24 protein-coding genes are annotated in these 25502 nt (G+C 69.0%); 11 read left to right on the top strand and 13 right to left on the bottom strand.

Annotation, left to right across the window (positions count from 1 at the left end; genetic code table 11):
- Positions 1–38: 38 nt before the first annotated feature.
- The 4 genes from APY03_RS09810 to xdhA form a co-directional block, all read right to left on the bottom strand.
- Entirely contained in the window at positions 39–1391 is a 1353-nt protein-coding gene (locus APY03_RS09810) for an NCS2 family permease (protein WP_068676337.1), read from the bottom strand.
- Between the two features lie 105 nt (positions 1392–1496).
- The gene (locus APY03_RS09805; protein WP_068676270.1) at positions 1497–2450 is read right to left on the bottom strand and encodes a LysR family transcriptional regulator; all 954 of its coding nucleotides are present in this window, start codon (positions 2448–2450) and stop codon (positions 1497–1499) included.
- An 82-nt stretch (positions 2451–2532) separates the two neighbouring features.
- On the bottom strand, positions 2533–4959 hold the full coding sequence (xdhB, locus tag APY03_RS09800) for a xanthine dehydrogenase molybdopterin binding subunit (protein WP_068676268.1): 2427 nt from the start codon (positions 4957–4959) through the stop codon (positions 2533–2535).
- A gap of 2 nt (positions 4960–4961) precedes the next feature.
- On the bottom strand, positions 4962–6560 hold the full coding sequence (gene xdhA / locus APY03_RS09795; protein ID WP_068676335.1) for a xanthine dehydrogenase small subunit: 1599 nt from the start codon (positions 6558–6560) through the stop codon (positions 4962–4964).
- Positions 6561–6749: 189 nt separating this feature from the next.
- Between xdhA and APY03_RS09790 the strand changes: the two genes are divergently transcribed.
- From APY03_RS09790 to APY03_RS09780, 3 genes are read left to right on the top strand one after another with little or no spacing between them, the layout of a single operon-like run.
- On the top strand, positions 6750–7421 hold the full coding sequence (locus APY03_RS09790; protein ID WP_068676266.1) for an alpha/beta hydrolase family protein: 672 nt from the start codon (positions 6750–6752) through the stop codon (positions 7419–7421).
- Between the two features lie 3 nt (positions 7422–7424).
- Positions 7425–8384, top strand: coding sequence for a diacylglycerol/lipid kinase family protein (locus APY03_RS09785; RefSeq protein ID WP_068676264.1), 960 nt, complete (start codon positions 7425–7427; stop codon positions 8382–8384).
- A complete protein-coding gene (locus tag APY03_RS09780; protein ID WP_068676262.1) occupies positions 8381–9208 on the top strand; it encodes a metallophosphoesterase family protein in 828 nt (275 codons plus the stop codon). Before APY03_RS09785 ends, APY03_RS09780 begins: the two co-directional genes overlap by 4 nt.
- Before the next feature lie 22 nt (positions 9209–9230).
- On the opposite strand, the gene trxB is transcribed toward APY03_RS09780, so the two are convergent.
- Positions 9231–10202 carry a thioredoxin-disulfide reductase gene (trxB, locus tag APY03_RS09775; protein WP_102906200.1) on the bottom strand — a complete coding sequence of 324 codons (972 nt, stop codon included), beginning with the start codon at positions 10200–10202 and terminating at the stop codon, positions 9231–9233.
- A gap of 98 nt (positions 10203–10300) precedes the next feature.
- Between trxB and APY03_RS09770 the strand changes: the two genes are divergently transcribed.
- The 6 genes from APY03_RS09770 (at position 10301) to APY03_RS09745 (ending at position 14688) form a co-directional block, all read left to right on the top strand.
- The gene (locus APY03_RS09770; RefSeq protein WP_068676258.1) at positions 10301–11074 is read left to right on the top strand and encodes a hypothetical protein; all 774 of its coding nucleotides are present in this window, start codon (positions 10301–10303) and stop codon (positions 11072–11074) included.
- The gene (locus APY03_RS09765; RefSeq protein ID WP_068676256.1) at positions 11071–11958 is read left to right on the top strand and encodes an electron transfer flavoprotein subunit alpha/FixB family protein; all 888 of its coding nucleotides are present in this window, start codon (positions 11071–11073) and stop codon (positions 11956–11958) included. The genes APY03_RS09770 and APY03_RS09765 overlap by 4 nt, the downstream gene beginning before the upstream one ends.
- A gap of 84 nt (positions 11959–12042) precedes the next feature.
- Positions 12043–12963: a LysR family transcriptional regulator gene (locus tag APY03_RS09760; RefSeq protein ID WP_083944249.1), complete on the top strand. Its 921-nt coding sequence runs from the start codon at positions 12043–12045 to the stop codon at positions 12961–12963.
- Positions 12964–13281: 318 nt separating this feature from the next.
- Positions 13282–13626, top strand: a complete 345-nt coding sequence (locus APY03_RS09755; RefSeq protein ID WP_068676252.1) for an ArsR/SmtB family transcription factor — start codon at positions 13282–13284, stop codon at positions 13624–13626.
- Positions 13571–14080 carry an SRPBCC family protein gene (locus APY03_RS09750; RefSeq protein ID WP_083944248.1) on the top strand — a complete coding sequence of 170 codons (510 nt, stop codon included), beginning with the start codon at positions 13571–13573 and terminating at the stop codon, positions 14078–14080. Before APY03_RS09755 ends, APY03_RS09750 begins: the two co-directional genes overlap by 56 nt.
- A complete protein-coding gene (locus tag APY03_RS09745; protein WP_068676248.1) occupies positions 14077–14688 on the top strand; it encodes a glutathione S-transferase family protein in 612 nt (203 codons plus the stop codon). The genes APY03_RS09750 and APY03_RS09745 overlap by 4 nt, the downstream gene beginning before the upstream one ends.
- Before the next feature lie 20 nt (positions 14689–14708).
- Here APY03_RS09745 and APY03_RS09740 read toward each other — a convergent pair whose 3' ends face one another.
- The 5 genes from APY03_RS09740 to APY03_RS09720 form a co-directional block, all read right to left on the bottom strand.
- Positions 14709–16085, bottom strand: a complete 1377-nt coding sequence (locus APY03_RS09740; protein ID WP_068676247.1) for an FAD-dependent oxidoreductase — start codon at positions 16083–16085, stop codon at positions 14709–14711.
- Positions 16082–16888, bottom strand: coding sequence for an aspartate/glutamate racemase family protein (locus APY03_RS09735; protein ID WP_068676244.1), 807 nt, complete (start codon positions 16886–16888; stop codon positions 16082–16084). The genes APY03_RS09740 and APY03_RS09735 overlap by 4 nt, the downstream gene beginning before the upstream one ends.
- Positions 16889–16907: 19 nt before the next feature.
- Entirely contained in the window at positions 16908–17489 is a 582-nt protein-coding gene (locus tag APY03_RS09730) for a cysteine hydrolase (protein ID WP_068676242.1), read from the bottom strand.
- A gap of 64 nt (positions 17490–17553) precedes the next feature.
- Positions 17554–18333: an SDR family NAD(P)-dependent oxidoreductase gene (locus APY03_RS09725; RefSeq protein ID WP_068676240.1), complete on the bottom strand. Its 780-nt coding sequence runs from the start codon at positions 18331–18333 to the stop codon at positions 17554–17556.
- A complete protein-coding gene (locus tag APY03_RS09720) occupies positions 18330–19772 on the bottom strand; it encodes an FAD-dependent oxidoreductase (protein WP_068676238.1) in 1443 nt (480 codons plus the stop codon). The genes APY03_RS09725 and APY03_RS09720 overlap by 4 nt, the downstream gene beginning before the upstream one ends.
- A gap of 149 nt (positions 19773–19921) precedes the next feature.
- On the opposite strand from APY03_RS09720, the gene APY03_RS09715 reads away from it, so the two are divergent.
- On the top strand, positions 19922–20701 hold the full coding sequence (locus APY03_RS09715; RefSeq protein WP_068676236.1) for an SDR family NAD(P)-dependent oxidoreductase: 780 nt from the start codon (positions 19922–19924) through the stop codon (positions 20699–20701).
- 9 nt (positions 20702–20710) lie between these two features.
- Complete coding sequence (locus tag APY03_RS09710; RefSeq protein WP_068676234.1) at positions 20711–21493, top strand: SDR family NAD(P)-dependent oxidoreductase; 783 nt, start codon at positions 20711–20713, stop codon at positions 21491–21493.
- A gap of 217 nt (positions 21494–21710) precedes the next feature.
- Here APY03_RS09710 and APY03_RS09705 read toward each other — a convergent pair whose 3' ends face one another.
- Genes APY03_RS09705 through APY03_RS09695 form a run of 3 tightly spaced genes read right to left on the bottom strand, consistent with a single transcriptional unit; the run spans position 21711 to position 25466 of the window.
- Entirely contained in the window at positions 21711–22892 is a 1182-nt protein-coding gene (locus APY03_RS09705) for a CaiB/BaiF CoA transferase family protein (RefSeq protein WP_068676232.1), read from the bottom strand.
- Positions 22886–24487 (bottom strand): CoA-transferase, encoded by a 1602-nt coding sequence (locus APY03_RS09700; protein WP_083944247.1) that lies wholly within the window; start codon positions 24485–24487, stop codon positions 22886–22888. The genes APY03_RS09705 and APY03_RS09700 overlap by 7 nt, the downstream gene beginning before the upstream one ends.
- A 4-nt stretch (positions 24488–24491) precedes the next feature.
- Positions 24492–25466: a Bug family tripartite tricarboxylate transporter substrate binding protein gene (locus APY03_RS09695; protein WP_068676231.1), complete on the bottom strand. Its 975-nt coding sequence runs from the start codon at positions 25464–25466 to the stop codon at positions 24492–24494.
- Between the last annotated feature and the right edge of the window lie 36 nt (positions 25467–25502).

Raw genomic sequence — 25502 nt, 5'->3', positions numbered from 1 at the left:
TGCGTCGCCTTGGGGGCGACCGCGTTATTTTCTGCCGTTCAGTGCCCGCCTATGTAGATGAACTTGAAGAGGAACACGCCGCCGATCAGCCACACCATCCAGTGCACCTGCCTGGCGCGCCCGGTGAACAGCTTGAGCACCGCATAGGTGATGAAGCCGAAGGCCAGGCCGTTGGCGATCGAATAGGTGAAGGGCATGGCCAGGGCGGTCACCGCGGCCGGGATCACCTCGGTCGTGTCGTCCCAATCGAGTTCGGTAATGTCCCTCAGCATGAGGCATGCCACGAAGAAGAGCGCGGGCGCGGTGGCGTAAGCCGGCACGGCGCCGGCCAGCGGCGAGATCGCCAGCGCGGCCAGGAAGAGCACCGCGACCGTCAGCGCGGTGAGCCCGGTGCGGCCGCCGGCCTGCACGCCCGCCGCGCTCTCCACGTAGGCCGTGGTGCTCGACGTGCCCAGCAGCGAGCCGGCGAAGATCGCGCCGCTATCGGCCAGGAGCGACTTGTTGAGCCGGTCCATCTTGCCCGGCACCAGCAGGCCGGCGCGCCGTGCCACGCCCATGAGAGTGCCGGTGGCGTCGAACAGCTCGACCAGGAAGAACACCAGGATCACGTTGAGGATGCCGCCCGACAGCGCCGACTTGATGTCCAGCTGCAGGAAGGTGGGGGCGATCGACGGCGGCGCCGCGAACACGCCGTGGAAGGTGTTGCCGGCGAAGAAGAAGGACAGCACCGTCACCCCGAGGATGCCGATCAGGATCGCGCCGGGCACCTTCAGCCGGTCGAGCACCACGATGGTGAAGAAGCCCAGCGTCGCCAGGACCACCTGCGGCGTGTGCAGGTCGCCGAGCGTGATGTAGGTGGCCTTCGACGGCGCCACGATGCCCGCGCTCTTGAGCGCGATGATCGCGAGGAAAAGCCCGATGCCCACCGTGATCGCCAGCCGTATGGACTGCGGGATGCCCCGGATGATCAGCTCGCGCAGCCGGAACACCGTGACCAGCAGGAACAGGCAGCCCGAGACGAAGACCGCGCCCAGCGCCGCCTGCCAGGTGAAGCCCATCTGCAACACCACCACGTAGGCAAAGTAGGCGTTGAGCCCCATGCCCGGCGCCAGCGCGATCGGGTAGTTGGCGTAGAGCGCCATGATGCCGGTGCCCAGCGCCGCGATCAGGCAGGTGGCCACGAACACCGCGTCCTTCGGCATCCCCGCGTCGCCCAGGATCGAGGGGTTGACGAAGATGATGTAGGCCATCGTCAGGAAGGTGGTGAGGCCCGCCACGATCTCGGTGCGCACCGTGGTGTTGTGCTCCCTGAGCTTGAACAGGCGTTCCGTCCAGCCGGTCGCGGGCTGCTGTCCCTGCGTGGTGATGATCGGCGTGTCGTGCTCGGGCATGCCGAGCACCTGCTCTGTACGGTTCATCGCTTTGTCTCCGAGTCTTTTCTGTCGTGGCGTTGGGGAGATGTCGCGACGCCGGGCGCGAGTCGGTAAGGAGGCCGGCTAGCCGGAGCCGGCCGCGGAAGGTGCGGGCCGGAGCGAGGCCGCCACCGATTTGGTCCGCTCGCGCAGCCAGCGCGCCGAGCTGGAGGAATGGGTGCGCTCATGCCAGAGCTGGTAGTACATGAGGCGCGGCAGCTCGACCGGGCACGGGAGGATCGCGACCGGCAGCCGCTCGACGAAACGCTCGCAGTACTGCCGCCCGGTGGTGAGCACCAGCAGGCTGGAGGCCACCATGTCCGGGATCAGCCCGAAATGCGCGCAGCGCGCCGTGATGTTGCGCTGGCGGCCCACCTCGTCGAGCATCTGGTCGATGATGCCGCGCGCGCCCGGGTGCAGCGGCGTGGGCGCCACGTGCTCGGCCGCGAGCCAGCTCTCCAGGTCCCAGCCGCGGCGCACGGCCGGATGGTCCTGGTTGACCAGGCAGACGATCTCGTCGCCGAACAGCCGCGCCATGTGCAGGTCCTCGGGCGGCTTGAGCCAGTTGCCGATGACCAGGTCGACCTGCCCGAGCGACAGGTGCGCGTGGTAGTCCGAGTCGGACGAGAGCGCATGGATCTCGATGCGGCACAGCGGCGCCTGCGCCTTGACCTGCGCCACCAGCATGGGCAGGAAGAGCGGGTCCAGGTAGTCCGAGGCCGCGATGCGGAAGGTGGTCTGGGCGGTCTGCGGATCGAAGCCCCGCGCGTCGGAGAACAGCATCTCCGCCGCCCGCAGGATGCTGGCGGCCGGGTCGATCATGCGCAGCCCCGCATCCGTGGGCACCATGCCCGAGCCCGAGCGCACCAGCAGCGGGTCGCCCGAGAGCTCGCGCAGGCGCTTCAGCGCGGCCGACACGGCCGGCTGGTACATGCCCAGGCGGATGGCGGCGCGCGAGACGCTGCGGTCTGTCAACACGGTATGAAGCACCCGGATGAGGTGCAGGTCGATCTTGTCCAGAAGCGCTTGGTCTCTCATGAGCTGCCCGCAGGGTGATGCCTATGTCCGGGCAGTTATACAGCGCGGCATTCACATCGATCCCCTTGTTCGACGGGCTGCTTCAGGCCGAGGCCGACTGCACGGCGGTGACCGCGCGCAGGATGGACTCGCTGGTGGCCGGTGCCGTCAGCGGCGGGTCCACCCGGTGCTCGCCCACCGCCGACACCGCATCGCGGATCGCGAAGAAGACCGAGAAGGGCAGCAGGAGCGGCGGCTCGCCCACCGCCTTGCTGCGGTGGATCGAATCCTCGAAGTTCTGGCCCTCGAACAGGCGCACGTTGAAGACCGGCGGGCAGTCGTTGGCCGTCGGGATCTTGTAGGTGCTGGGCGCGTGGGTGGTGAGCAGGCCGGTCTTCGGGTGCCACACCAGCTCCTCGGTGGTGAGCCAGCCCATGCCCTGGATGAAGGCGCCCTCGACCTGGCCGATGTCCACCGCCGGGTTCAGCGACTTGCCGGCGTCGTGCAGGATGTCGGCGCGCAGCAGCTTCCACTCGCCGGTCAACGTGTCGACGATCACCTCGCTCACCGCGGCGCCGTAGGCGTAGTAGTAGAAGGGGCGGCCCTGCATCTTGTCCTTGTCCCAGCTCAGGCCGGGCGTGGCGTAGAAGCCGTCGGACCACAGCTGCACGCGGTCGAGGTAGGCCTCGCCGACGACGGTGCTGAACGACAGCGAGCGACCGGCGACCTCGACCTGGTCGTTGGCGAAGCGCACGTCCTCGGCCTTGCCGCCATGCCGCGCGGCGGCGCAGGCGGCCAGGCGCTCGCGGATCTGTCGTGCCGCATCCTGCGCGGCCTTGCCGTTGAGGTCGGCGCCGGTCGACGCAGCGGTGGCCGAGGTGTTGGCCACCTTCTGCGTGTCGGTGGCGGTGACGCGTACGCTCTCGAAGCTCACGCCCAGCTCGTGCGCCACCACCTGCGCCACCTTGGTGTTGAGGCCCTGACCCATCTCGGTCCCGCCGTGGTTCACCAGGATCGAGCCGTCGGTGTACACGTGCACCAGCGCACCGGCCTGGTTGAAGTGCTTGACGTTGAAGGAGATGCCGAACTTCAGCGGCGCCAGCGCGATGCCGCGCTTGAGCACCGGGCTCGACCTGTTGAAGGCCGCGATCTCCTCGCGCCGCGTGCGGTAGGCGCTGGTGCCTTCCAGCTCGGAGACCAGCTCATGGATGATGTTGTCGGTCACGACCTGGCCGTAGGGCGTGACGTTGCGCTCGCCCTTGCCGTAGAAGTTGACGCGCCGCACGTCCAGCGGATCGCGGCCGAGCTCGCGCGCCACGCTGTCGAGGATGTTCTCGATCGCGATCGCGCCCTGCGGCCCGCCGAAGCCTCGGAAGGCGGTGTTGCTCTGCGTGTTGGTGCGGCCCGAGTAGCCGTGCATCGACACGTCGGGCAGCCAGTAGGCGTTGTCGAAGTGGCACAGCGCCCGCGTCATCACCGGACCCGAGAGGTCGGCCGAGTGGCCGGCGCGCGAGACCATGCTGATCTCGGCGCCGAGGATGCGGCCGTCGTCGTCGAAGCCCACTTCGTACTCGTACCAGAAGCAATGGCGCCGCCCGGTGATCAGGAAGTCGTCGTCGCGGTCCAGCCGCAGCTTGACGGGGCGCTGCAGCTTGCTCGCCGCCACCGCCGCTACGCAGGCAAAGAGCCCCGACTGCGACTCCTTCCCGCCGAAGCCCCCGCCCATGCGCCGGCACTCGACGTGCACCGCGTTGGCATGCAGGTGCAAGGCATGCGCGACCAGGTGCTGCATCTCGCTCGGGTGCTGGGTCGAGCAATGCACGTGCATTGCGCCGCCTTCCTTCGGGATCGCATAGCTGATCTGGCCCTCGAGGTAGAACTGCTCCTGTCCGCCGACATCGAGCGTGGCCTTGAGCCGGCGCGGCGCCTTGGCGATCGCGGCCTGCGCGCCACCCTCGTGGGTGCTGCGCACCAGGTGCATCGGCGGCAGCACGTACTGGCCCTTTTCGTGCGCCTGCTGCGGCGTGATGACCGGCGGCTCGGCCTCGATGTCCAGCGCGTCCTTCGCGCGGGCGGCGGCGCGGCGCGCGGCGTCGCGCGTCTCGGCGACCACCGCGAACACCGGCTGGCCCAGGTAGCGGATGTCGCCGCTGCAGAGGATCGGGTCGTCGTGGACGATCGAGCCGCAGTCGTTGCTGCCCGGGATGTCGTCCGCGGTCAGCACCGCCACCACGCCGGGCATGGCGCAGATCGCCTCCAGGTTCATGTTCTTGAGCCGCCCGTTCGCCACCGGCGACAGGCCGAGCGCGCAATGCAGCGTGCCCGCGAGCTCGGGGATGTCGTCGATGTAGGTGGCCTCGCCGGCCACGTGCAGGTGCGCCGACTCGTGCGGGCGGCTGATGCCCACGCGCGCGCCGTCGTCGTGCGCCTTGGCCTCGGCATGCACGTCGATGCGCGCGGCGGTGTTCTTCAGGTAGTCGGCGAAGGCTTCGGCCGATTGCAGCAGTGCGGGGTCGAGCGGCTTGTTCATGTTCAGACTCCTTCGGAGGCAGCGACTGCGTGCGGCATCACGCTCCACACGCTGGTGGCTTCCACCGGCAGCGGCTCCTGGGTGCGCGTTTCCAGCCACAGGCGCTGCAGCAGGTTCTGCGCCACGAGCAGGCGGTAGTCGGCGCTGGCGCGCATGTCGGTCAGCGGCTTGAAGTCCTGCGCCAGCGCCCGCTTGGCGGCATTGACGCTGGCCTGCGTCCAGGGCTTGCCCACGAGCGCGGCCTCGGCCTGCGCTGCGCGCTTGACGACCGCGGCCATGCCGCCGTAGGCGAGCCTCACTTCCCGGACGATGTCGCCGTCGAGCTCGACCGCGAAGCCGCCGCACAGCGCCGAGATGTCGCAGTCGAAGCGCTTGCTGATCTTGTAGGCGCGCACCTGGCGCTTCATCGCCGCCAGCGGCACCACCAGGCCCTGCACGAACTCGCCGGGCTCCAGCTTGTTCTTCATGTAGTCGACGTAGAACTCGGGAAGCGGCATGCGGCGCACGCGCTCGCCGCGGCGCAGCTCGATCTCGGCATCCAGCGACATCAGCACCGGCGGCGAGTCCCCGATGGGCGAGCCGTTGGCGACGTTGCCGCCCATGGTGCCGGCGTTGCGGATCGGCGGCGAGGCGAAGCGCAGCCAGACGTCGGTGAGTGCGGGCACCCGCGCCGCCAGCGCGCGGAAGGCGTTCTCGAGCGAGGCGCCAGCGCCGATGTAGAGGGCGGGGCTGCCGTCTACCTCGCGCTCCTCCACCACCTTCATCTCGGACACATCGCCCACGTAGATGATGTCGCCCAGGTCGCGGAACTGCTTGTTGACCCACAGGCCGACATCGGTGGAGCCGGACAGCAGCTGGGCGGCCGGCTTGGCCTCGCGCAGCGCAGCCAGCTGCGCGAGCGTCGTCGGCGCATGGAAATGGTCCAGCCGCTGGCCCAGCGGCGCGACGTAGTCGAAGCTCGCCTGGTGCTTGAGGCTCTGGAGCGCGGCCACCACCGGTTCGGTGTCCAGGCGAACCGCCGGCAGGTCGAACATGCGCTGGCCGGCGTCGAGGATGGGCCGGTAGCCGGTGCAGCGGCACAGGTTGCCCGAGAGATCGTCGGCCAGTCGCTGGCGTGTGGGCTGCGTGCCCGCGTTCCGGTGGTGCTCGTAGGTGGACCACAGCGACATCACGAAGCCGGGCGTGCAGAAACCGCATTGCGACCCATGGCAGTCGACCATGGCCTGCTGCACCGGATGCAGCTGGGTCGCCGCCTGCTTGTCGCGCGGAGCCCGGTCGCGCCGGCCGGTGCACTGCGCCTTGAGGTCTTCGACCGTGAACAACGCCTTGCCGTTGAGCGTGGGCAGGAACTGGATGCAGGCGTTGACTGTCTGCAGCCGCAGGCCACCGACCGCGTCCTTCTCGCCGGGCTCGGCCAGTTCGCCGATCGCCACCGTGCATGCACCGCAATCGCCCTCGTTGCAGCCTTCCTTGGTGCCGGTGCAGCGCGCGTCCTCGCGCAGCCAGTCCAGTACGGAGCGGGTGGGATGCACGCCGCTCACGTCGACGATCCGGCCGCGGTGGAAGAAGCGGATGGGTTGGGTGCTGGCGTTCATGCTCATGGCTGGTGGGGCGGTCTTCTTGGCGATCAAAAATCGTGCCTGCAAAGGTATTCCTTTGCGAGGGCGTACGCATACGGACGCGCCCATACGGCCTATGTGGGGCTTGCTATATAACGGCCGGGAAAACCCTGGTTTCAGGGTGTCCGGACGCCGCAGGCGGCACACTGGGCAGGTCCGACGGAATCCAGCATGAGCCTGAGCACGCAACAAATCAACTTCCAGGTCGGCGACCATGGCACCGTCTCGGGACTGGTGCAGGCGCCGGCCGATCCCCTCGCCTGCTACGTCTTCGCCCACGGCGCGGGTGCGGGCATGGGGCACGCGTTCATGGGCGCGGTGTCCGAGGGGCTCGCGGCACGCGGCATCGCCACCCTGCGCTACCAGTTTCCGTCGATGGAGCTCGGCAAGAAGCGGCCCGATCCGCCGCCTGTCGCCCATGCCGCCGTGCGCGCGGCGGTGGCGCAGGCGGTGGAGCGCTTCGGATCGCTGCCGCTCTTCGCCGGGGGCAAGTCGTTCGGCGGGCGCATGACTTCGCAGGCGCAGGCGCTCGATCCGCTGCCACGGGTGGCCGGCCTCGTGTTCGTCGGCTTTCCGCTGCATCCGGCGGGGACGCCCTCGACCGCGCGCGCCGACCATCTGTCGGATGTGCACGTGCCGATGCTGTTCGTGCAGGGCACGCGCGACGAGCTGGCCGACCTGGCCAGCATCCGCGCCGTGGTCTCGAAGCTGGGCGCCTCGGCGACGCTGATGGAAATCGCCGAGGCGGACCATGCCTTCCACGTGCTGCGCCGTTCAGGCCGCAGCGACGAGGAGGTCCTGGTGGAAATGCTCGACGGCATGGCGGCCTGGATGCGGGCATAGCCGATGTTCGCCTGCAACTCGCACGCGCAGTCCGCGCTCTTCGTCGTCTTCAACGTCCATTCGGGGCGCGGCAGCGCGCAGGCCGTGCGCGAAGCGATCGCGCGCGCCTGCGCTGCGCAGGGCCGGACGTATCGGCTGTTCGAGGTCTCGCGCCTGCACCGCCTGTCCGACCGGATCCGCGAGGCGGTCGACGCGGCCCGAGCCGAAAGCGGCGTGGTTGTCGCGGCCGGCGGCGACGGCACGATCAACGCCGTCGCGCAGGCGGTGCTGGGCAGCGGCTGCGCGATGGGCGTGCTGCCGAAGGGCACCTTCAACTATTTCGGCCGCACGCATGCCATTCCCACCGACATCGACGAGGCGCTGCGGGTGCTGCTCGACGGGCAGCCGGTGCCGGTGCAGGCAGGCCTGGTCAACGATCGCGTCTTCCTTGTCAATGCCAGCCTCGGCCTCTACGCGCGCGTGCTGGAAGACCGTGAGATCTACAAGTCGCGCTATGGCCGCAGCCGGTGGGTCGCGCTGTGGGCGGCGATGGTGACCGCGATGCGTCCCCACCCCGGCTGGGATCTGCGTATCCAATGGCGCGGCGAGGAGCGCCTGGTGCGCACACCGACGCTCTTCGTCGGCAACAACGCGCTGCAGCTGCAGCAGGTCGGCATGCCGCGGCCCGAAGCGGTCGAGCAGGGCGAGCTCACGGCCATTGCCCTTCGGCCGAGCAGCCGTCTCGCCATGCTCGCGTTGATGCTGCGCGGCGCGATGGGACGGCTCGGCGAGTCGGACAACGTCATGCACACCTCCTTCCGGTCGATGTCCGTCAGCCCGGTCAAGACCACGCGGCGCCACGCCAAGGTCGCGGCCGACGGGGAGGTGCTGCGCATGGCCATGCCGCTGCACTTCCGGGTCGCGCCCGAGCCGCTCTGGCTCATCAAGCCGGCCCGCGACGAGCAGGAGGATGCGGCTCGATGAGCTGTTTGCTGCACATGTCCGATCCGCATTTCGGCACCGAGCAGCCCGAGGTGATGCGGGCGCTGGCCATGCTGGTGCAGACCGAGCGGCCAAGTGCGCTCGTGCTCTCCGGCGACATCACGCAGCGAGCGACGCGCGCGCAGTTCGCGCGGGCTCGCGCCTTCGTGGACAGCCTGGCCATTCCACGGCTGCTGGCCATACCGGGCAACCACGACATTCCCCTGTTCGCGCTTTCCACCCGCCTGCTGGCGCCGTATTCGCGATACAGCGCAGCCTTCGGCGACGATCTCGAGCCGGTCGTGGATGTGCCGGACTTCCTCGTCGTCGGCGTCAACACCACGCGCTGGTACCGGCACGAGAACGGCGCCACCTCGGCGCAGCAGGCTGAACGTGCGGCGCGCCGCCTCGCGAAAGGCTCGGCCCGGCAGCTTCGGGTCGTGGTGGTGCACCAGCCGGTCGCCGTCACGCGCGAGGAGGATCACAAGAACCTGCTCATCGGCCGCCGGGAGGCCATCAGGATCTGGGCCGAAGCCGAGGCCGACCTGGTGCTCGGCGGGCACATCCACCTGCCCTTCGTGCTCCCGCTGCACGAAGGCGCCGGCGCGACCGCGCGCAGGATGTGGTGCGTGCAGGCAGGCACCGCCGTGTCGACCCGGCTGCGCGCGGGCGCCCCGAATTCGGTCAACCTCATCCGCTTCGAAGGCGGGGACGGCGAACGGCGCTGCACCGTGGAGCAATGGGACTGCGGCGTCGGCGTCGCGCAGTTCAGGCGCGCCCACGTCCACAGCCTGGCGCTCGGCAACGCAAGGCCCAGGGCCCACTAGTTGCGGCGTGATCGCGAAGAGTTCACCCCTGCTGTTCAAGAAAGCGCTGGGCATCCAGCGCCGCCATGCATCCCGTGCCGGCACTGGTGATGGCCTGCCGATACACATGGTCCTGCACGTCGCCCGCGGCGAACACGCCCGGCACGCTGGTCATCGTCGCCAGGCCCTGCAAGCCCGAGCGCGTGATCAGGTAGCCGTCCTTCATCTCCAGCTTGCCCTTGAAGAGGTCGGTGTTCGGGTGGTGGCCGATGGCGATGAAGCAGCCGTGCAAGCCCAGCGCCTCGGTCTCGCCGGTCCGCTCGTCCTTCAGGCGCACACCGCTCACGCCCTGGTCGTCGCCCGTCACCTCGGCCAGGGTCTTGAACAGCTTGAGCTCGATGGTGCCGGCCGCGACCTTCTCCATCAGCTTGTCGACCAGGATCGGCTCGGCCTTGAACTTGTCGCGGCGGTGCACCAGGTACACCTTGCTGGCGATGTTCGACAGGTACAGCGCCTCCTCCACGGCGGTGTTCCCCCCGCCCACGACGCAGGTGACCCGGTCGCGGTAGAAGAAGCCGTCGCAAGTCGCGCAACCCGAGACGCCCCGGCCCATGAAGGCCTGCTCCGATGGAAGACCGAGGTACTTGGCCGATGCGCCGGTTGCGACGACCAGGGCATCGCAGGTGTACCGGGCACTGTCACCCTGCAGCACGAAGGGCCGGCTGCCAAGATCCACCGTGTGGATATGGTCGAACACGATCTGGGTCTTGAAGCGCTCGGCATGTTCGTGAAAGCGCTGCATCAGCTCAGGCCCCTGCACGCCATGCACGTCGGCGGGCCAGTTGTCCACTTCGGTGGTCGTCATGAGCTGGCCGCCCTGGGCCATGCCGGTCACGAGCAGCGGTTGAAGATTGGCGCGCGCGGCATACACCGCTGCGGTATAGCCGGCGGGGCCGGAGCCGAGGATCAGGACTTTGGCGTGCATGGTGCAAGGGATCGTGGAGTCATCAGCCATTTTGGAAGCGGCAGCCCGGCGCTTCGACGAAGTTTTGCGAAGTCAGTTTTCGCGCGGCAGGCGTTGGCGCTGCAAGTCCGGGAGGGCAAAGTCCTTTCATGGACATTGCCGTACTCATCAGCGGCGTTGCCGACCCCAAGTGGCCCCTTCCCCACGAACTCTCGGTCGCCTCGCTGCAAATCCACGCCGCCCGATACGCCGCGCTCAGCCCTTTCGATGAGGCAGCCCTCGAACTCGCGCTCGCCCTGCGCGACGCGAACCCGGACATCCGCATCACGACGCTGGTCGCCGCCGACGACGCCCTGACACGGCGCGTCGCCGGGTGGCGCCCCGACACCGTCTGCCGTGTCGATCTCGAAACCATCGCCCGCTGGGACGGCGCCGCGGTCGCGGTCGCGCTGGCGCAGGCGCTGCTGGAGCGTGCGCCCGAGGCATCACTCGTGCTGGTCGGCCGGGAGTTCGGCGACTACGACGATGGCTCGGTACCCGCGGCGCTCGCGCTTGCGCTGGAGATGACCTACGTTCCGCTGGCCCTCAACGTCCGCAGGCAGGCGGAAGGCTTCGCCGCGCTGCGCCAGGGCCCGGGCGCCCTGGAACGCGTGCAGCTTTCCGCACCCGTGCTGCTGGGCGCAACCAACGACCCCGGCAATCGGCTGCGCCATCCGCTCATGAAGAACGTCATGCTGTCGAAGAAGGCCGTGTTCGAGGTCCTGCAGGCGGCATCGTCCGCGCCGTGCGGCGTGCTGCGCCTGGACACGGTCGCGCCCGCGCAGGCGCCGGTCCGCCGGGCGGATTGCGAATGGCTGGAAGGCTCGCCCGAGCAGAAGGCGCGTGCGCTGGCGCAGGTGCTCATGGCGGCGGCTGCCACATGAGCGGCCTGCACGTCACCGTCGTGCTGCATCCGTGGCAGACCGGGCGCGAAGAGCGCGATCGTCTCGTCGGCGAAGCATCGGCGCTGGGCGCGCCGGCCGAGCCCGAGGTGCTGGACTACAAGGGCGCCACGCATCCCGCGGCCATCGCCGGGCACCTGTCGGACCGGCTGCGCGAACGCGATGGCCGGCAGCTCGTGCTGCTGCCCACGGGCACCGAAGGCGAGACGATCGCCGCGCTCCTGGCCGGGCGGCTCGATGGCATCAGCCTCGGGCGCTGCCACGCGCTGGCCGTCGCCGATGACACTGTCACGGCCAGGCGCGCCGCTTTCGGCGGCCGGGTCGAGCTGGCCCTGCGCAGCGCAGCCCGGGTCACCTGCGCGACGCTCCGGCCGCAGGGCGAAGGTACCGGCGGGGCTGGGCGCGCCACGGTAACGCAGGTGGCCCTGCACGAGCCGCCGCCCTATCCGGTCGAAGCGCAGGCGGCGGACAACGGTCGACCGCGCGTGGAAGGTGCGAGCGTGGTGGTCGCGGGCGGGCGCGGCATCGGCGGGCCGGAAGGCTTCGAATGGCTGGCACGCATCGCCTCCGCGCTCGGGGCCGGCCTGGGCGGAAGCCTGCCCGCGGTGGATGCCGGCTGGGTGCCGGTGGCGCACCAGGTGGGCCAGTCGGGCAAGTTCGTCACGCCCAAGGTGTACTTCGCGGTGGCCATCTCCGGCACCCCGCAGCACATGGCGGGCATCTCGCCCGCCGCGCGCATCGTGGCCCTCAACAACGACCGTGACGCGGACATCTTCTCGCGCTGCGACGTCGCCGTCGAAGGCGACTGGCACGAGATCCTGCCCCTGCTGGCGCAAGAACTGGAGCGCGGGGAAACGCCAGTGTGAGGCCGCGGGCGGAATGGTCCAACCGATCTAGAATTTCCCCCATCCAACATCTACAAGGAGACAGACATCGACAGGCTTTGGGGCATGGAGGTCTTCGTGCGCGTGGCCGAATGCGGCAGCTTCTCGCGAGCCGCCGAATCACTGGACCTCGCGAACGCGACCGTGACGACGTGCGTGCGCAATCTCGAGCGCCACCTGGACGTCACCCTCATCAACCGCGACACCCGCCGGCTGCGGCTGACGGAGGAAGGCCAGACCTTCCTGCTGCGCGCGCGCGAACTGCTCGAAGCCGTCTCGCGCACCGAAGACGAGATCCGCAGCCAGGTCGGGCAGTTGCGCGGCCGGTTGCACGTCGAGATGCCCATCTCGCTCGGCCACGCGCTCCTGTGCCCCGCCCTGCCCGAGTTCGCCAAGCGCTACCCGGAGATCTCGACGGCGCTGACCCTCACCAACCAGCGGCACCATGTGATCGAGCGCGGCATCGACCTTGCGATCCGCATGGACCAGGTCGAAGACGCCGACCTGATCGCGCGGCCCATCTACGAAGGCCGCTATGTCGTGTGTTGCGCGCCCGAGCTGGTGGCGAGCCTGCCGGCGCACCCAGGCGACCTGGATCGCCGCAAGTGCATCGGCATCCTGCCGGAGGAGCGCCGCTTCGTGAACCCGTGGCCGCTGAAGAAAGGCGAAGAGGAGATCGAGATCCGCCCCGACGGCCCGCTTCACTACAACAGCAGCGACGCGCTCCTCATCGCAGCGGAGCGCGGCGTCGGCGTGACCTGCGTGCTCGACGTGTTCGTGAACAGGCAGCTCGCCGACGGCACGCTGGTGCAGGTCTATCCCGAATGGGACACCGCGGTGAAGACCTTCTACGTGGTCATGGCCAAGTCGCGCGTCGGTTCGGCCAAGGTGAAGGCCTTCACCGATTTCCTCTTCGAGGTGTTTGCCTCGCAGCGCCGGCCGAGCGGACGCAGCGTGGTCAGCGTGCGCGCGATCGGTTCTCGCTGAATTCGTTAGCTCGCATCGGGGGGGGGGGCAAACTACCCGGACGGCGTGAATCCGCAGCTGCCGCCGGCCTACGACATCGTGGCGCACCATCTGTACATCCATGCGACTGGCCACGCGCTTCTCATCTTGCCGGCGCCTGAACAGAAGGCACTGGAGGATCAAGCGAAAGCGCCTAGCAGGCCACGCAGTCGCTGCGTCCCGTTGTTCGTTCCCGTACTCCCCGCGTGCCGCAGGCGTCTACAGCTGGGCACCGGCTTGACATCGCGATCGGCGATGCGTAACCTTCCGGTTATATAACTAATTGATTTTACGAACGGCATGGACACATTGAGCCTCACCTTCTCCGCGCTGGCCGATCCCACGCGCCGCGCCATCCTCTCGCGCCTGGCCATCGGGCCGGCGAACGTGACGGAGCTGGCGCTGCCGTTCACCATCAGCCAACCTGCCATCTCCAAGCACCTCAAGGTTCTCGAGCGCGCCGGCCTGATTGCCCGCTCGCGCGAGGCGCAAAACCGCCCGTGCAGCATCCAGGCCGCTCCCCTGAAGGAGGTGCTCGACTGGGCCGGCGCCTATCGGCAATTCTGGGAAGCCAGTTTCGACCGCCTCGATGCTCATCTTCAACACGTCCAGAAGAAGGAGGCCACTCGTGCCAAGCGCCAATGACATTTCCACCGCAGATGAACTCGTCATCACCCGGGTATTCAGCGCGCCGCCCGCGCTGGTGTTCGCAGCCTGGACCGAGCCGGAGCACCTGGCGCACTGGTCCGGCCCCAAGGGATTCACGACGCCGCATCACGAGATGGACCTGCGTCCCGGCGGCCGCTATCGCGCGTGCCTGCGCTCGCCCGAGGGCGAGGACAACTGGGTGGGCGGTGTGTACCGGGAGATTCAGCCGCCCGTGCGGCTGGTGATGACGCATGCATGGGAAAGCGCCGACGGCCGGCCGGGTCCCGAGACCCTGGTCACCGTCACTTTTGCCGAGGAAGGCCCGGGCCGCACGCGAATGCACTTTCGGCAAACCGGCTTCACCTCGAAGGTATCACGCGATGGGCACGAGGGCGGCTGGTCCAGCAGCTTCGACAAGCTCGCGGCGCACCTCGAGGGGGCGACGGAATGAAGCTGTATTTCTCAGAAACCATCAACCCGCGCAAGGCTTGCGCGGTGGCCCGGCACCTGAACGTGCAAGTGGAACTCGTGCGGGTGGACCTGGGCCGGGGAGAACAACACTCGCCGGCGTTCCTGGCGATCAACCCGAACGGCAGGGTTCCGGTGCTGCACGATGGCGACCTGGTGCTGTGGGAAGCCAACGCCATCATGTGCCACCTGTCCAACGTGGCGGGCGCCGACCTCTGGCCGAGGGACCCGCGAGCACAGATCGAGGTGCAGCGCTGGTTGAGCTGGGACGCGAGCCACTTCACGGCCCACGGCGGCACCCTGTATTTCGAGAACTTGATCAAGCCCGCGATCGGCATGGGTGCGCCCGATGCCGCGGCGGTGGAGGGTGCGACACGGATGTTCGTCGCGTCGGCCGCCGTGCTGGATGCGCATCTGGGCTCGCGCAAGTTCCTGCTAGGCGATGCCTTGACCGTGGCGGACTTCGCCGTGGGCGCGGCGCTTCCGTACGCCAAGGACGCGTACATTCCGCTGGCCGATTTCCCGGCCGTCGCCAGATGGCATGAACGCTTGAATGAACTGCCGGCTTGGCGTGCGCCGTTCGGAAGCTGAAGGCCCGCCCAGCCCGCGACCTAGGCGCCCCCGCAGGCGGTACGCACCGCCACGCGCCCGAACACGACCGCCTTGCCCAGCGCCGACCCGGTCATGTACGCCCCGCCATGGAAGCCGCCCACCACTTCGCCCGCTGCGTACAGGCCGGCGATGGGCTCGCCGAACACGTCGATGACGCGCATGTCTGCGTCGATGCGCAGCCCGCAATAGGTGCCGAACACGGCGGCCGTCGACGGGTAGGCATAGAACGGCGCCTCCTCGATCCGGCGCAGCGCGCCCTGGCGATGCACCAGCGTCTTGCGGCCGAATTCGGCATCGTGCCCTTCGTCGACGAAGCGGTTGTAGCGCTCCACCGTCTCGCGCAGCGCGTCCGGAGGCACCTCGATCTGCCGCGCGAGCGCTTCGAGCGTGTCCGCCTTCACGATGAGCCCCTCCTCCATGCGCCGGCCGAAGTCGAGGATGCGCACGCGGTCGTCGCCGCTCTGGAAGGTCGGCTCGTCGAAGATCTGGTAGCTGGTGTGATACGGCTGGCGCATGACGGCGTCGCCGAGCAGCTTGTATGAGATCGATTCGTCGACGAAGCGCTTGCCGTCCTGGTTGACCGCGATGGCGCCCTTGTAGACCGCCAGGCAGCTGTGGTTGTTGTGGACGTCGGTCGGATGCTTGCCGAAGGTGCCCTTGATGTAGGCCATGTCGCGCAGGTCGGCGCCCAGCTTCCAGGCCATGAGCAGGCCGTCGCCCACGTTGCCTTCGCCGCCCACGAACACCGCCTCGGCGTATTGCGGCGCGAAGCGATGCACCAGTTCCGCGTTGCGGCAGAAGCCGCCGCTCGCCAGCAGCACGCCGCGATCGGACTCTATCGCGAAGCGGCCTTCGGGGCCTTCGGCGAGCACGCCGGTCACAGGCGAGGTCTCGCCCTGCCGCAGCAGCCGCTCGGCGCGGGTCGACATCATCACCTCGACCCGGCCGGTTGCTTCGCAGCGGGCGGCGAGCAGGCGCACCATGTCCGCCGGGTCGACGGTGTGCACGCGCGGCACCGACTGGCCAGAGGATGACTCGAGCGATGGGCTGAACTGCAGGCCGAGCCCGCGCAGCCAGCGATAGGTGTCGAGCTGGTTGCGCACATAGGCGTCGACCACGGCCGGGTCGTTGTCGTGCTGGCCGACCTCGATGAGATCGCTGCGCAGCAGTTCGGCGGAATCCTCCACGCCCTCGGCCTCCTGCAAGTCGGTGCCGGCGAACGCGAGGCAGCCGCCGCTCATGGCGGACGAGCCCCCGATGTCCGCCGTCTTCTCCAGCAGCGTCACCTGGACGCCGGCCGTCGCGGCCTCGAGCGCCGCGGCGAATCCGGCCGCGCCGCCGCCGACCACCAGCAGGCCCGTTCGCACCGCCTTCATGCAGCGCTCCCGCGGCCATAGAAAGCCATGAGCTCGTCGATACGCTCGCGGGTGGGCGGCTCGTTCCAGTAGCCGCGCTGGCAGCGTTCGACGCCGCTCTGGCGCTTCAGGTCGACCAGCATCTCGGCGTGCTTCACCCAGCATGACAGCGAATCGAGCACCGGCACCCCCTCCACACTGGCGACGCCCTGGCTCGCCAGCAGCACGCACAGCGGGGCCTCGCCGGGAATGATGACCTCGGCGCCGGCGGCGATGCGCTGGCGCGCCGCTTCGCGGAAGCGGTCGATCAGCGGGCCAGGCGTGCCGAAGCCTTCCAGCACGTCGTTGAAGCGAAAGCCCACATCGGTCACACCGGCAAAGCGGCTGCCCAGGCCGTACTTCGCCGCGTTGTCGGCAATCAGGTCGGTCAGCTCGCTGATGAACACCATCACCGCGAAGCGCGCACCGAGCAGGCACGAGCTCAGCATGGCCGACTCCCCGTAGCCGACCACCGGGATGCGCAGCATGCTCCGGATCTCCCGCAGGCCCGGGTCGGGCAGCGTGCTGATCGCGTAGGCATCGAAGCCCTCGCGCTCCGCCGCCAGTCCGGCCTCGATGAACTGGATCGAATGCAGGTGCTGCAGGCTGGCATGGCGAATGTCGTTGCCCGGGTAGTTGCTGCGGTAGGTGCCCGGGCGCATGCCGTGCATCACGACCTCGGTGTCGGCCCGGGCCACGCGCTTGAAGTGTGCCTTGAGCGCATCGTCATAGGCGCCCAGATCGGAGAGCACCGTGAAGCTCTGGTGCCAGATCTTCGTTGTCATCGGTCGCTTCCAGTGGCGTTCAGGACGAAAAATCGACGGCCGCGCTCGTCGTCGTCTTGCAGAAGCGGCCGAGGCTGCCGATCGAGTTGGCATGCTCCTCGACGGAGTGCGCGCAGCAGCAGTCTTCGAGCACGACCATCTCGAAGTCGCGATCGTGGCCGTCGCGCACGGTGGCCTGCACCACCGCCTGCGTCGACACGCCGGAGCAGTAGATGCGCTCGATACCCAGCGCGCTGAGCTGCGCCTCCAGAGTGGTCGAATAGAAGGGACTCACGCGGTGCTTGGTCACCTGCACGTCGCCCGGCCGCTGTTCGAGCGCCTCGTGGATGGCCGTGCCCCACTGGCCAAGCTGGAAAAGCCCGGCCTTCGGCGCGCCCGAGAACACTGGCGAATTCTTCGGGCACTCGGGGTAGCCTTCGGAGAAGCCCACGCGCACGAAGCCCACCGCGATGCCAGCCTGCCGCGCCTTGGCCAGGGCTGCGGCGGTGTTCTCCACGACGCGCCGCGCGCGGACCTGTTCGCCCAGCGGCGACTTGCCGTTCGGGCCGTCTGCATGCACCAGGTCGTTCTGCATGTCGAGAATGAGGTAGATCGATTTCACGTCGTTTCCAGGGAGAGGTGAGAGAAAGGAGAGAAGAAGAAAAGAAGAAAAGCGTGCGGGCCGGTCAGTCGCACAGCATGCCGCCGTTGATGTCCATCACCTCGCCGGTGATGAAGGAGGCCTCGCGCGCCGCCAGGAACAGTGCCGCGTTCGCGATGTCCGCGGCCTCGCCCATCCGGCCGGCCGGGATCAGTGCCCTGAGCTGTTCCGGGAAGCTGGTGGTCATCGGCGTCGCGATCGGGCCGGGGGCGATCGCGTTCACGGTGATGCCGTGCTCGGCCAGTTCCTTGGCAAGGAAGCCGGTCATCGCGTGAATACCGGCTTTCGACACACCGTAGGCCACGTTGCCGGCGCGCTGCTGTTCGGCCCTGTCGATCCACGGCCGCGCGTTGCCCGCGTTCTTGCCGACGACCGACCCGATGTTGATGATGCGGCCGAACCCCGCGCCCTTCATGCCGGCCATCACCGCCTGGCAGGCGAGAAAGCTGCCCTTGAGGTTGATGGCCATGACCCGGTCCCATTCGGCTTCCGGCAGATCCTGTGCACTGCCGAAAGAGACCACGCCCGCGACATTGACCAGCAGGTCCACCGGGCCGAGCAGCTGCTCGATGCGTGCCACCAGCGCGACGATCGAGGCGCGGTCCGTCACGTCCAGCCGCAGCGTCGCCTCGGCGAGCGCCGTGGCATCGGCCTGCGGCGCATCGAGCGTGCCGCCGCTGTCGGCGCACACCGCGGTGGCGCCGCGGCTGCGCAGGGCATCGATGATGGCGCTGCCGATCACGCCCCGCCCACCCGTGACCAGGGCGATGCGCCCGGCGAAGCCTTGATGCGGGTCGAGGCTCATGAACGCGAAGCTGCCGCGAAGGCGCCGGCGATTCGGCCGAACACCAGTCCCCGGAGCACGGAGGTGGCGCCTGTGTAGTTCCGGTAGTAGATGCCGGCCGTCTCGCCGGCGGCGAACAGGCCCGCGATAGGCTCCCCGTCCCCATCCACCACACGCGCGGAAGCATCGGTCTTCAAGCCGCCGAAGGTGAACACGTTCGACGAGATGATCGGATAGGCGTGGAACGGGCCCTCTGTCAGGGGCGTCGCCCAGTTCGACTTGGGTGGCGCAAGACCACGGGTCGCGAGGCCGTCGAGTTCCAGCGGCCGCCACTCGCCCTCGGCGCAGGCGGCGTTGTACTCGTTCACCGTCGCTTCGAGCGCGTCGGCCGGCACGCCGATCTTGCGAGCCAGCTGCGACAGGGTGTCGCCAACCACCGGCGGCTTGTCGGTGCGAATGCCCAGGCGGTAGTTGGGAATGCGCGTGTGGCGCGCATCGAGCACCACCCAGGCGGTGCCCTCGCGCTGCTCGTAGATGCGGCGGGTGACGCGCTCGTAGTACGCATCGACGGTTCCGGGCGCCTCGTCGGTGAAGCGCCGGCCTTCCAGGTTGACGAGGATGCCGTAGGGAAAGATGAAGATCGACGGCTCGGCGATACCGGAGCGCGGGTCCACAGGCTCGGCGTGATAGCTGCCGAAATCCCCGCTGGCCGCGGCGCCGGCGTCCAGCCCCATGGCGATCCCCTCGCCGCGGTTGTAGTAGCCGCCCTTGCAGACCGGTCGCAGATAGGTCGAGCGCGGCCCCACGTAGCGAGTCATCATTTCGGCGTTGCCCTCGAAGCCGCCGCAGGCCAGCACCACCTGCCCGCCGAGCAACTGCGTGCCCGCGCTGCGGGTGCGGACCTTCAGGCCCACCACCCGCCCGTCCGCATCCTGCTGGAGCGCGGATGCCGTGGTTTCGTAGAAGAAGCGCACATTCAGTTGCTCGGCGCGCGCCGCGAGCGCTTCCACCAGCGCCGCGCCGCCGCCGACGGGCAGCAGCCGCGGCTGGGACTTGGTGAGGAACTGGGTCGGCAGGAAGTCGAAGCGCACGCCCATGCCCTGCAACCACGCGATGGTCTCGCCGGCACCGGCCGACAGTCGCTCGATCACCGAAGGATCGGCGATGCTCAATGCCTTGGCGAGGGCGCCACGTTGCGAATGCACCGCCTCCTCGACCAGTTCGGGATCGATCGCGCCGGACCCGTTCTCTGCCAGGTGCGTCTCGAAGTCGTCCGTCACCTCCGTCAGGCTCTTCATCCGGAGGTAGGCCTCGGTGTACCGGCTCTGCCCCCCGCGCTCGTCTCGCGTGGCGCGCTCGATCACCGCCACCTTCGCGCCGGCCTCGGCGGCGGCCACCGCCGCAGAGAGGCCGGCCACGCCGCAGCCTGCTACCACCAGGTCAAACTGTTGTTCCGCCATGTGCGCCTTTTCTCCAGATCAGTTGCAGAGATGATGGCCCCGCAAGGCCCGCCCGAAGACTGCAAAAACCGAAAACTGGTTTCGCCGAATCGCGCTTCTGCCGCGCGGTGCGGCCTTCTACAGTGGGCCGAACTTCCAAAGGAGATGACATGCGCATGGCCGACAGGTTCGGGATCGTCACGGCCGGAGCTTCCGGCATGGGCCGCGCGGGCGCGCTGCGCTTCGCGGCCGAGGGGGCGGCGGTGGCCGTGGTGGACCTCGACGAGGCAAAGGCCAACGAGGTCGCCGAAGCGATCAAGGCCGCGGGCGGCAAGGCCTTCGCGCTGGCCGGGAACCTCATGGACGAAGCCTTCGCCCGTGGCCTGGTGCACGAGACCGCGAAGCGCTTCGGCAAGCTCGACTTCCTGTGGGCGCACGCGGGCCATGCCTCGGTGTCGAAAGTCGAGGGCCTGGACCTGCGCGAGTTCGACATCGCGATGAACCTCAACGTGCGCGCCGCGCTGGCAAGCGCGATCGAGGCGATCCCGCTGATGCGCACGGCCGGCGGCGGCAGCATCCTGTTCACCTCGTCCACCTCCGGCGTGGTCGGCTCGCCCTTCAGCCCGCTGTACTCGGTGGCCAAGTGGGGCGTGATCGGCCTGGCCCGCTCGCTGGCCAAGCGCTACGGCCCGGACAACATCCGCGTGAACGTGGTCTGCCCCGGCACCACCGACACGCCGATGCTCGACACGCTGGTCTCGCGCCCCGACGAGGAAGAGACCAAGGGCAAGGACCTGAACGAGCTGAAGCGTATCCGCGCTTCCGGCAATCCCATGGGGCGTGCCGCGAGGCCGGAGGAAGTCGCCAATGCCGCGCTGTTCCTGCTGTCGGACGAAGCCTCCTACGTCAACGGGGCGTCGCTGCTGGTCGACGGCGGCAAGACGGCCTGAGTGAGCACCATGCTCCTGCAGGGTTACCACACCGTCGTCACCGGCGCAGCGCGCGGATTGGGCGCGGCTACCGCACGGCGCTTCGCGGCGGAGGGCGCGCGGGTGGTGATCTCGGACATCGACGGCGATGCCGCGATCGACTGCGCGAAGGCGATCGATGCGAGCGGCGAGCGCGCCACGGCCCTGGCCTGCGACATCGCCGACCCGGAGGCCTGCGCGCGGCTGGTCGCCCACGCCGAAGCCTTCTTCGGCGCCCCGATCGACGTCTTCCTCGCGCATGCGGGCATGGGCTTCGCGGGTTCGCTCACCGAGGCCGACACGGCCCACATCCGCCGCGTGGTGGAAGTCAACGTGCTGGGCACCATCTATTCGGCCCAGGCCGCCTTGCGCAGCCTGGTGCGCAGCCCTCACGCCAGCCTTCTTTTCACGAGTTCGCTGCAGGGCGTGACGGCGCGGGCCGGGCGCAGCATCTACACCACATCCAAGCACGCGATCGTCGGGCTGACCAAGTCGCTCGCACTCGAATACGGGCCGCGGGGCGTGCGCGTGAACGCCATCGCGCCCGCCTCCACCGACACGCCCTTCCTGCGCACCCAACTCGAAGTCGCCGGCGCGAAGGACGTGGAGCAGGCCGTGCGCGATGTCGCCGCATCGATGCCGCTCGGCTGGCTGCCCACGCCGGAGGACTTCGCGGACGCAGCGGTGTTCCTCGCCTCGACCGCCGCGCGGTCCATCACGGGGCACAACCTGCTGCTGGACAGCGGCGCGGCGGCGGGGATCTTCAAGCGCTGAGTGCCGTGGGAACCGGCTTTGATCGCCGGGGTGCGGAGGCGTGCGGTAGGCGCTGGGCCGCCCTCCCCCGGAGGGGAGGGAGTAAGGCAGGGCACTCGCAGCTTTTTTTTCTGACGCGCAGTGGTTCGGCTCCCTCCCCCTCCGGGGGAGGGTTGGGGTGGGGTCGACCGGCCCGCACCGCATGCCGGGCGTGCATCCAACGAAGGGCCCTTCGCTCTCACAGGCTTGCAGCGTGCACAGACCCTCGGCGCTGGATCACCACCCCGCCCTCGCACAGCGCATCGATGCGGCTGGCCGCAACACCCCATTCGGCCAGCGCGCTGCGCGAGCTGGTGCCGGCCGGCTCCGGCGGTGTCGGCATGGCGCTGGGCGTCCGGCCGAAGCGCGGGGCCGGCCCAGGCTGCACGATGCCGTCGGGCGCGACGAAGGTGCCGCGCGCGCGGTTGTGCGGATGCGCGGGCGCCTCTTCCATGGTGAGCACCGGCGCCACGCAAGCATCGGTGCCTTCGAACAGCCGCGTCCAGTGATCGCGGTCGTGCCCGGCGAAGATCCCGGCCAGCACGGCGCGGGCCTCCTCAGGGGGCAGCGTGTCCAGTGCCGGCGCGTGACCCGCCAGGCCGAGCTTGTCGATCAGGATCGCGCGGAACTTCGGCTCGATCGGTGCGACCGAGACGAAGCCGCCGTCCGCGCAGCGGTAGGTGTCCCAGTAGTAGGCGCCGCCATCGAGCACGTTGGTGCCGCGCTCGACGTTCTGCACGCCGCAGGCGACCGAACCGTAGAAGAGCGTCATGAGCGAGGCGGCGCCATCGACGATGGCGGCATCGACCACTTGGCCCTCGCCGGTACGGCGCGCATGCAGGATGGCGCTGATCGTGCCGAGCGCGGCGTACAGCGCCCCGCCGGCGAAATCGTCCAGGAGGTTCAGCGGCAGCGCGGGCGGCTCGCCCTTGCGCCCCAGCGCGGCGGCGGCGCCGGTGATCGCCAGGTAGTTGATGTCGTGCCCGGCGGACATCGCCAGCGGGCCGTCCTGGCCCCAGCCGGTGATACGCGTGTAGACGAGCGCCTTGTTGCGCGAGAAGCAGTCTTCCGGCCCCAGCCCCAGGCGTTCAGTGGTGCCGGGGCGGAACGGATCGAACAGCGCCTCGGCCGACGCCGCGAGGTCCAGGACCAACGCAATGCCCTCGGGATGCTTCAGGTCGATGATGACGGAGCGCCGGCTGCGGTTGAGCAGCATGAAGCGGTCCGGCCTCTGCACGCCCAGGCCGCTCGGGGTCGGCCGCTCGATGCGCAGCACCGTGGCGCCCAGGTCGGCCAGCAGCATCGCCGCCATCGGCGACGGCCCGACTCCGCCGAGCTCGAGGATGCGCACGCCGGCCAGCGGGCCGGCGTTCTTCAGCATTCGCCCGCTCCTTGTGTCGCAGGTCGCAGCGTCATGCCCATGGGACCGGGCTTGTACAGATCGTCCGGCATCGTGCGCAGCGAATCGGCCAGCGGCAGCTCGAAATCCAGGAAAGGCGCGATGTCGCGCGCCACGTCGATGCCGGGCGCCACTTCCAACAGCGTGAGGCCCGTCGCGCGCACCTCGAAGACGCAACGCTCCGTCACCACCAGCACCCGTTGGCCACGCTCCGCGGCCCGCGCGCCGCACAGGTCGACGTGCGCGGTGCGGAGCGGGAACTTGCGATGCCGGCCTTCGCGCACGATCTGCACGCCGCCGTCCAGGCGCGCCTCGAGCCCGCCGCTGGTGAGCGTGCCGCAGATCAGCACCAGCGGCGTGCGGTGCGTGATATCGACGAAGCCGCCAGGCCCGCGCAGCGAACCGGTGTAGGCGCCGCCGACATTGACGTTGCCTTGCGCATCCACCTCGGCGAAGCCGAGGATCGTCGCGTCCAGCCCACCGCCGTGATAGAAGTCGAACAGGTCGGTCGGGTCCACGATCGCGCTGGGGTTGTAGTGCGCGCCGAACGCCCCTTTCATGCACGGGATGCCGCCGATGGCGCCGTGCTCGACGCTGAAGCGCAGGCGCTCCAGGAAGCCTTCCTCGCGCGCGAGCGCCGGCAACTGCGTGCCCATGCCGAACCCGAGATTGACGATGTCTTCTTCGCGCAGCTCCATGGCCGCGCGGCGCAGGATGATCTTGGGCAGGCCCATCTCGAGCGCAGGCAGCGGAACGTCGGGCTTGCGCAGCTCGCCGGTGAAGGCGGGTTCGCGCGGATCCTGCGACTGCCGCCCATCGGGATCGACCACCACGGCATCCACGAAGATGCCCGGTACCTGCACCATGCGAGGGTGCAGCGTGCCGGCCTCGGTCATGGCCTTGACCACGGCGATCACCTTGCCGCCCGAGGTGCGCGCCGCCATCGCCATCTGCAGCGCGCCGCCGTTGAGGGGCTCGTCCGCCAGGCTGATGTTGCCCTCGGTGTCAGCGACGGTGCCGCGGATCAGCGCCACGTCGATCTTCATGCTGGGCAGGAAGAGGCAGTCGCGCCCGCCCGCCTGCACACGCTGCGCCATCCGGCCGGGCCGTGCGACCACGGATCCTTCGCGGTCGGGCGTCGCCGCGCTCACCGCCGGATCGAAGAAGGTACCGAGGCCGACTTCGGTCAGCAGGCCGGGGGACTGCGCCGTGCACTCGCGCAGCCAGCGGAACAGCAAGCCCATCGGCACCACACTGGCGGCGACGCAGCCGTCCATCACCAGCGCCATGAACTTCGGCGATACCGGCGCATTGAACGTGGAGGTAATCACGTGCGCCACCATGCCGCTGTGTGCAAAGTGCTCGACGCCGTGCGGCAGGTCGCCTTCGCTCCAGCCAGTTCGGTTGGGGCAGATGATGGTGAGATTCGACGGCGCACCGTCGCGCACGAAGCGCTCGCCCATCGCCTTCATGACGGCCTCGGGCGCGACCATCGACACCACGCCGCCTACCAGCACCGTGTCGCCGCTGCACACCATGGCCGCCGCCGCGGCGGCGTCGATCACGCGCACGGCCATCGGCTCATTCCACCTTGATGTTGGCGCTCGTGATCAGCTCCTTCCACCTTGCCGTCTCGCTGCCGATGTACTTCGCGAAGTACTCCGGCCCCAGCGGCGGCACGTAGGAGCCCATGTCGGCCACGGCCTTGCGGATCTCGGGCAGCTGCATGATCGCGGTGAACTCGGCGACCAGGCGCTTGACGATGGGCTCGGGCGTTCCCTTGGGCACGAGCACGCCCACCCAGCCGGTCACCTCGAAGCCCGGCAAGCCCTGCTCGGCGACCGTGGGCACCTGCGGCAGCAACGGCGAGCGTTCCGGCGACGTGACGGCCAGCGCGCGCAGCTTGCCGCCGTTGACCAACGGGATCGAGGAGGACATCGGGTCGATGACCATCGGCACCACGCCCGCCATGGCGTCGACCAGCCCCGGCGGCCCACCCCGGTAGGGCACGTGCGTGAGCTTGATGCCCGCGCGCTTGGCGAGCATCTCGCCGGTCAGGTGCAGCGAGGTGCCGACGCCGTTGCCGGCGTAGGAGACGTTGTTCGTCTTCGCGTACGCCAGCAGGTCCTTGAGCGTCTTCGCCTCGAAGTCGTTGTTGACCATGATGACGTTTCCATAAGCCATCAGCAGGCTGATCGGGACGAAATCCCGCTCGGGGTCGTAGGGCAGGTTCTTGGTCAGCGTACGGTTGACCGCCATCGGCCCGATGTTGCCCAGCAGCAGGGTGTAGCCGTCCGGCGGCGCCTTCGCAACGAAGTCGCTGCCGAGATTGCCGCCTGCTCCGGCCTTGTTCTCGATCACGATCGGCTGCCCCAGGCGCTCGCCGAGCTTCTGCCCCACGATGCGCGTGAGCGTATCGGAGGTGCCGCCCGCTGCGTAGGGAATGATCCACTTGATCGGCCGCTCCGGCCAGCCCTGGGCCATGGCCTGTGCAGAGCACAGGAGCATGGCCAGAAATCCCAGTACCGCTGCCTTCGTCATGCGTTCGAATGTCATGGTTGTCTTATATGGACGCCTCCCGTGTGGCAAGCG

Source organism: Variovorax sp. WDL1 (assembly GCF_001541225.1).
Classification (GTDB): Bacteria; Pseudomonadota; Gammaproteobacteria; order Burkholderiales; family Burkholderiaceae_C; genus Variovorax.
Note: the sequence above shows the minus strand (reverse complement) of the source record. Positions and strands in the feature narration are given on the sequence as shown.

Bases quoted from the DNA above. Each gene is read 5' to 3' on its own strand.
- trxB (WP_102906200.1), bottom strand. From the start codon at position 10,202: ATGGCTGATGACTCCACGATCCCTTGCACCATGCACGCCAAAGTCCTG.
- APY03_RS09790 (WP_068676266.1), top strand. From the start codon at position 6,750: ATGAGCCTGAGCACGCAACAAATCAACTTCCAGGTCGGCGACCATGGC.
- APY03_RS09710 (WP_068676234.1), top strand. From the start codon at position 20,711: ATGCTCCTGCAGGGTTACCACACCGTCGTCACCGGCGCAGCGCGCGGA.
- APY03_RS09700 (WP_083944247.1), bottom strand. From the start codon at position 24,487: ATGGCCGTGCGCGTGATCGACGCCGCCGCGGCGGCGGCCATGGTGTGC.
- APY03_RS09735 (WP_068676244.1), bottom strand. From the start codon at position 16,888: ATGACAACGAAGATCTGGCACCAGAGCTTCACGGTGCTCTCCGATCTG.
- APY03_RS09750 (WP_083944248.1), top strand. From the start codon at position 13,571: ATGCTCATCTTCAACACGTCCAGAAGAAGGAGGCCACTCGTGCCAAGC.
- APY03_RS09805 (WP_068676270.1), bottom strand. From the start codon at position 2,450: ATGAGAGACCAAGCGCTTCTGGACAAGATCGACCTGCACCTCATCCGG.
- APY03_RS09810 (WP_068676337.1), bottom strand. From the start codon at position 1,391: ATGCCCGAGCACGACACGCCGATCATCACCACGCAGGGACAGCAGCCC.
- xdhA (WP_068676335.1), bottom strand. From the start codon at position 6,560: ATGAGCATGAACGCCAGCACCCAACCCATCCGCTTCTTCCACCGCGGC.
- APY03_RS09740 (WP_068676247.1), bottom strand. From the start codon at position 16,085: ATGAAGGCGGTGCGAACGGGCCTGCTGGTGGTCGGCGGCGGCGCGGCC.
- APY03_RS09770 (WP_068676258.1), top strand. From the start codon at position 10,301: ATGGACATTGCCGTACTCATCAGCGGCGTTGCCGACCCCAAGTGGCCC.
- APY03_RS09720 (WP_068676238.1), bottom strand. From the start codon at position 19,772: ATGGCGGAACAACAGTTTGACCTGGTGGTAGCAGGCTGCGGCGTGGCC.
- APY03_RS09765 (WP_068676256.1), top strand. From the start codon at position 11,071: ATGAGCGGCCTGCACGTCACCGTCGTGCTGCATCCGTGGCAGACCGGG.
- APY03_RS09745 (WP_068676248.1), top strand. From the start codon at position 14,077: ATGAAGCTGTATTTCTCAGAAACCATCAACCCGCGCAAGGCTTGCGCG.
- APY03_RS09780 (WP_068676262.1), top strand. From the start codon at position 8,381: ATGAGCTGTTTGCTGCACATGTCCGATCCGCATTTCGGCACCGAGCAG.
- APY03_RS09760 (WP_083944249.1), top strand. From the start codon at position 12,043: ATGGAGGTCTTCGTGCGCGTGGCCGAATGCGGCAGCTTCTCGCGAGCC.
- APY03_RS09755 (WP_068676252.1), top strand. From the start codon at position 13,282: ATGGACACATTGAGCCTCACCTTCTCCGCGCTGGCCGATCCCACGCGC.
- xdhB (WP_068676268.1), bottom strand. From the start codon at position 4,959: ATGAACAAGCCGCTCGACCCCGCACTGCTGCAATCGGCCGAAGCCTTC.
- APY03_RS09725 (WP_068676240.1), bottom strand. From the start codon at position 18,333: ATGAGCCTCGACCCGCATCAAGGCTTCGCCGGGCGCATCGCCCTGGTC.
- APY03_RS09705 (WP_068676232.1), bottom strand. From the start codon at position 22,892: ATGCTGAAGAACGCCGGCCCGCTGGCCGGCGTGCGCATCCTCGAGCTC.
- APY03_RS09715 (WP_068676236.1), top strand. From the start codon at position 19,922: ATGCGCATGGCCGACAGGTTCGGGATCGTCACGGCCGGAGCTTCCGGC.
- APY03_RS09695 (WP_068676231.1), bottom strand. From the start codon at position 25,466: ATGACATTCGAACGCATGACGAAGGCAGCGGTACTGGGATTTCTGGCC.
- APY03_RS09785 (WP_068676264.1), top strand. From the start codon at position 7,425: ATGTTCGCCTGCAACTCGCACGCGCAGTCCGCGCTCTTCGTCGTCTTC.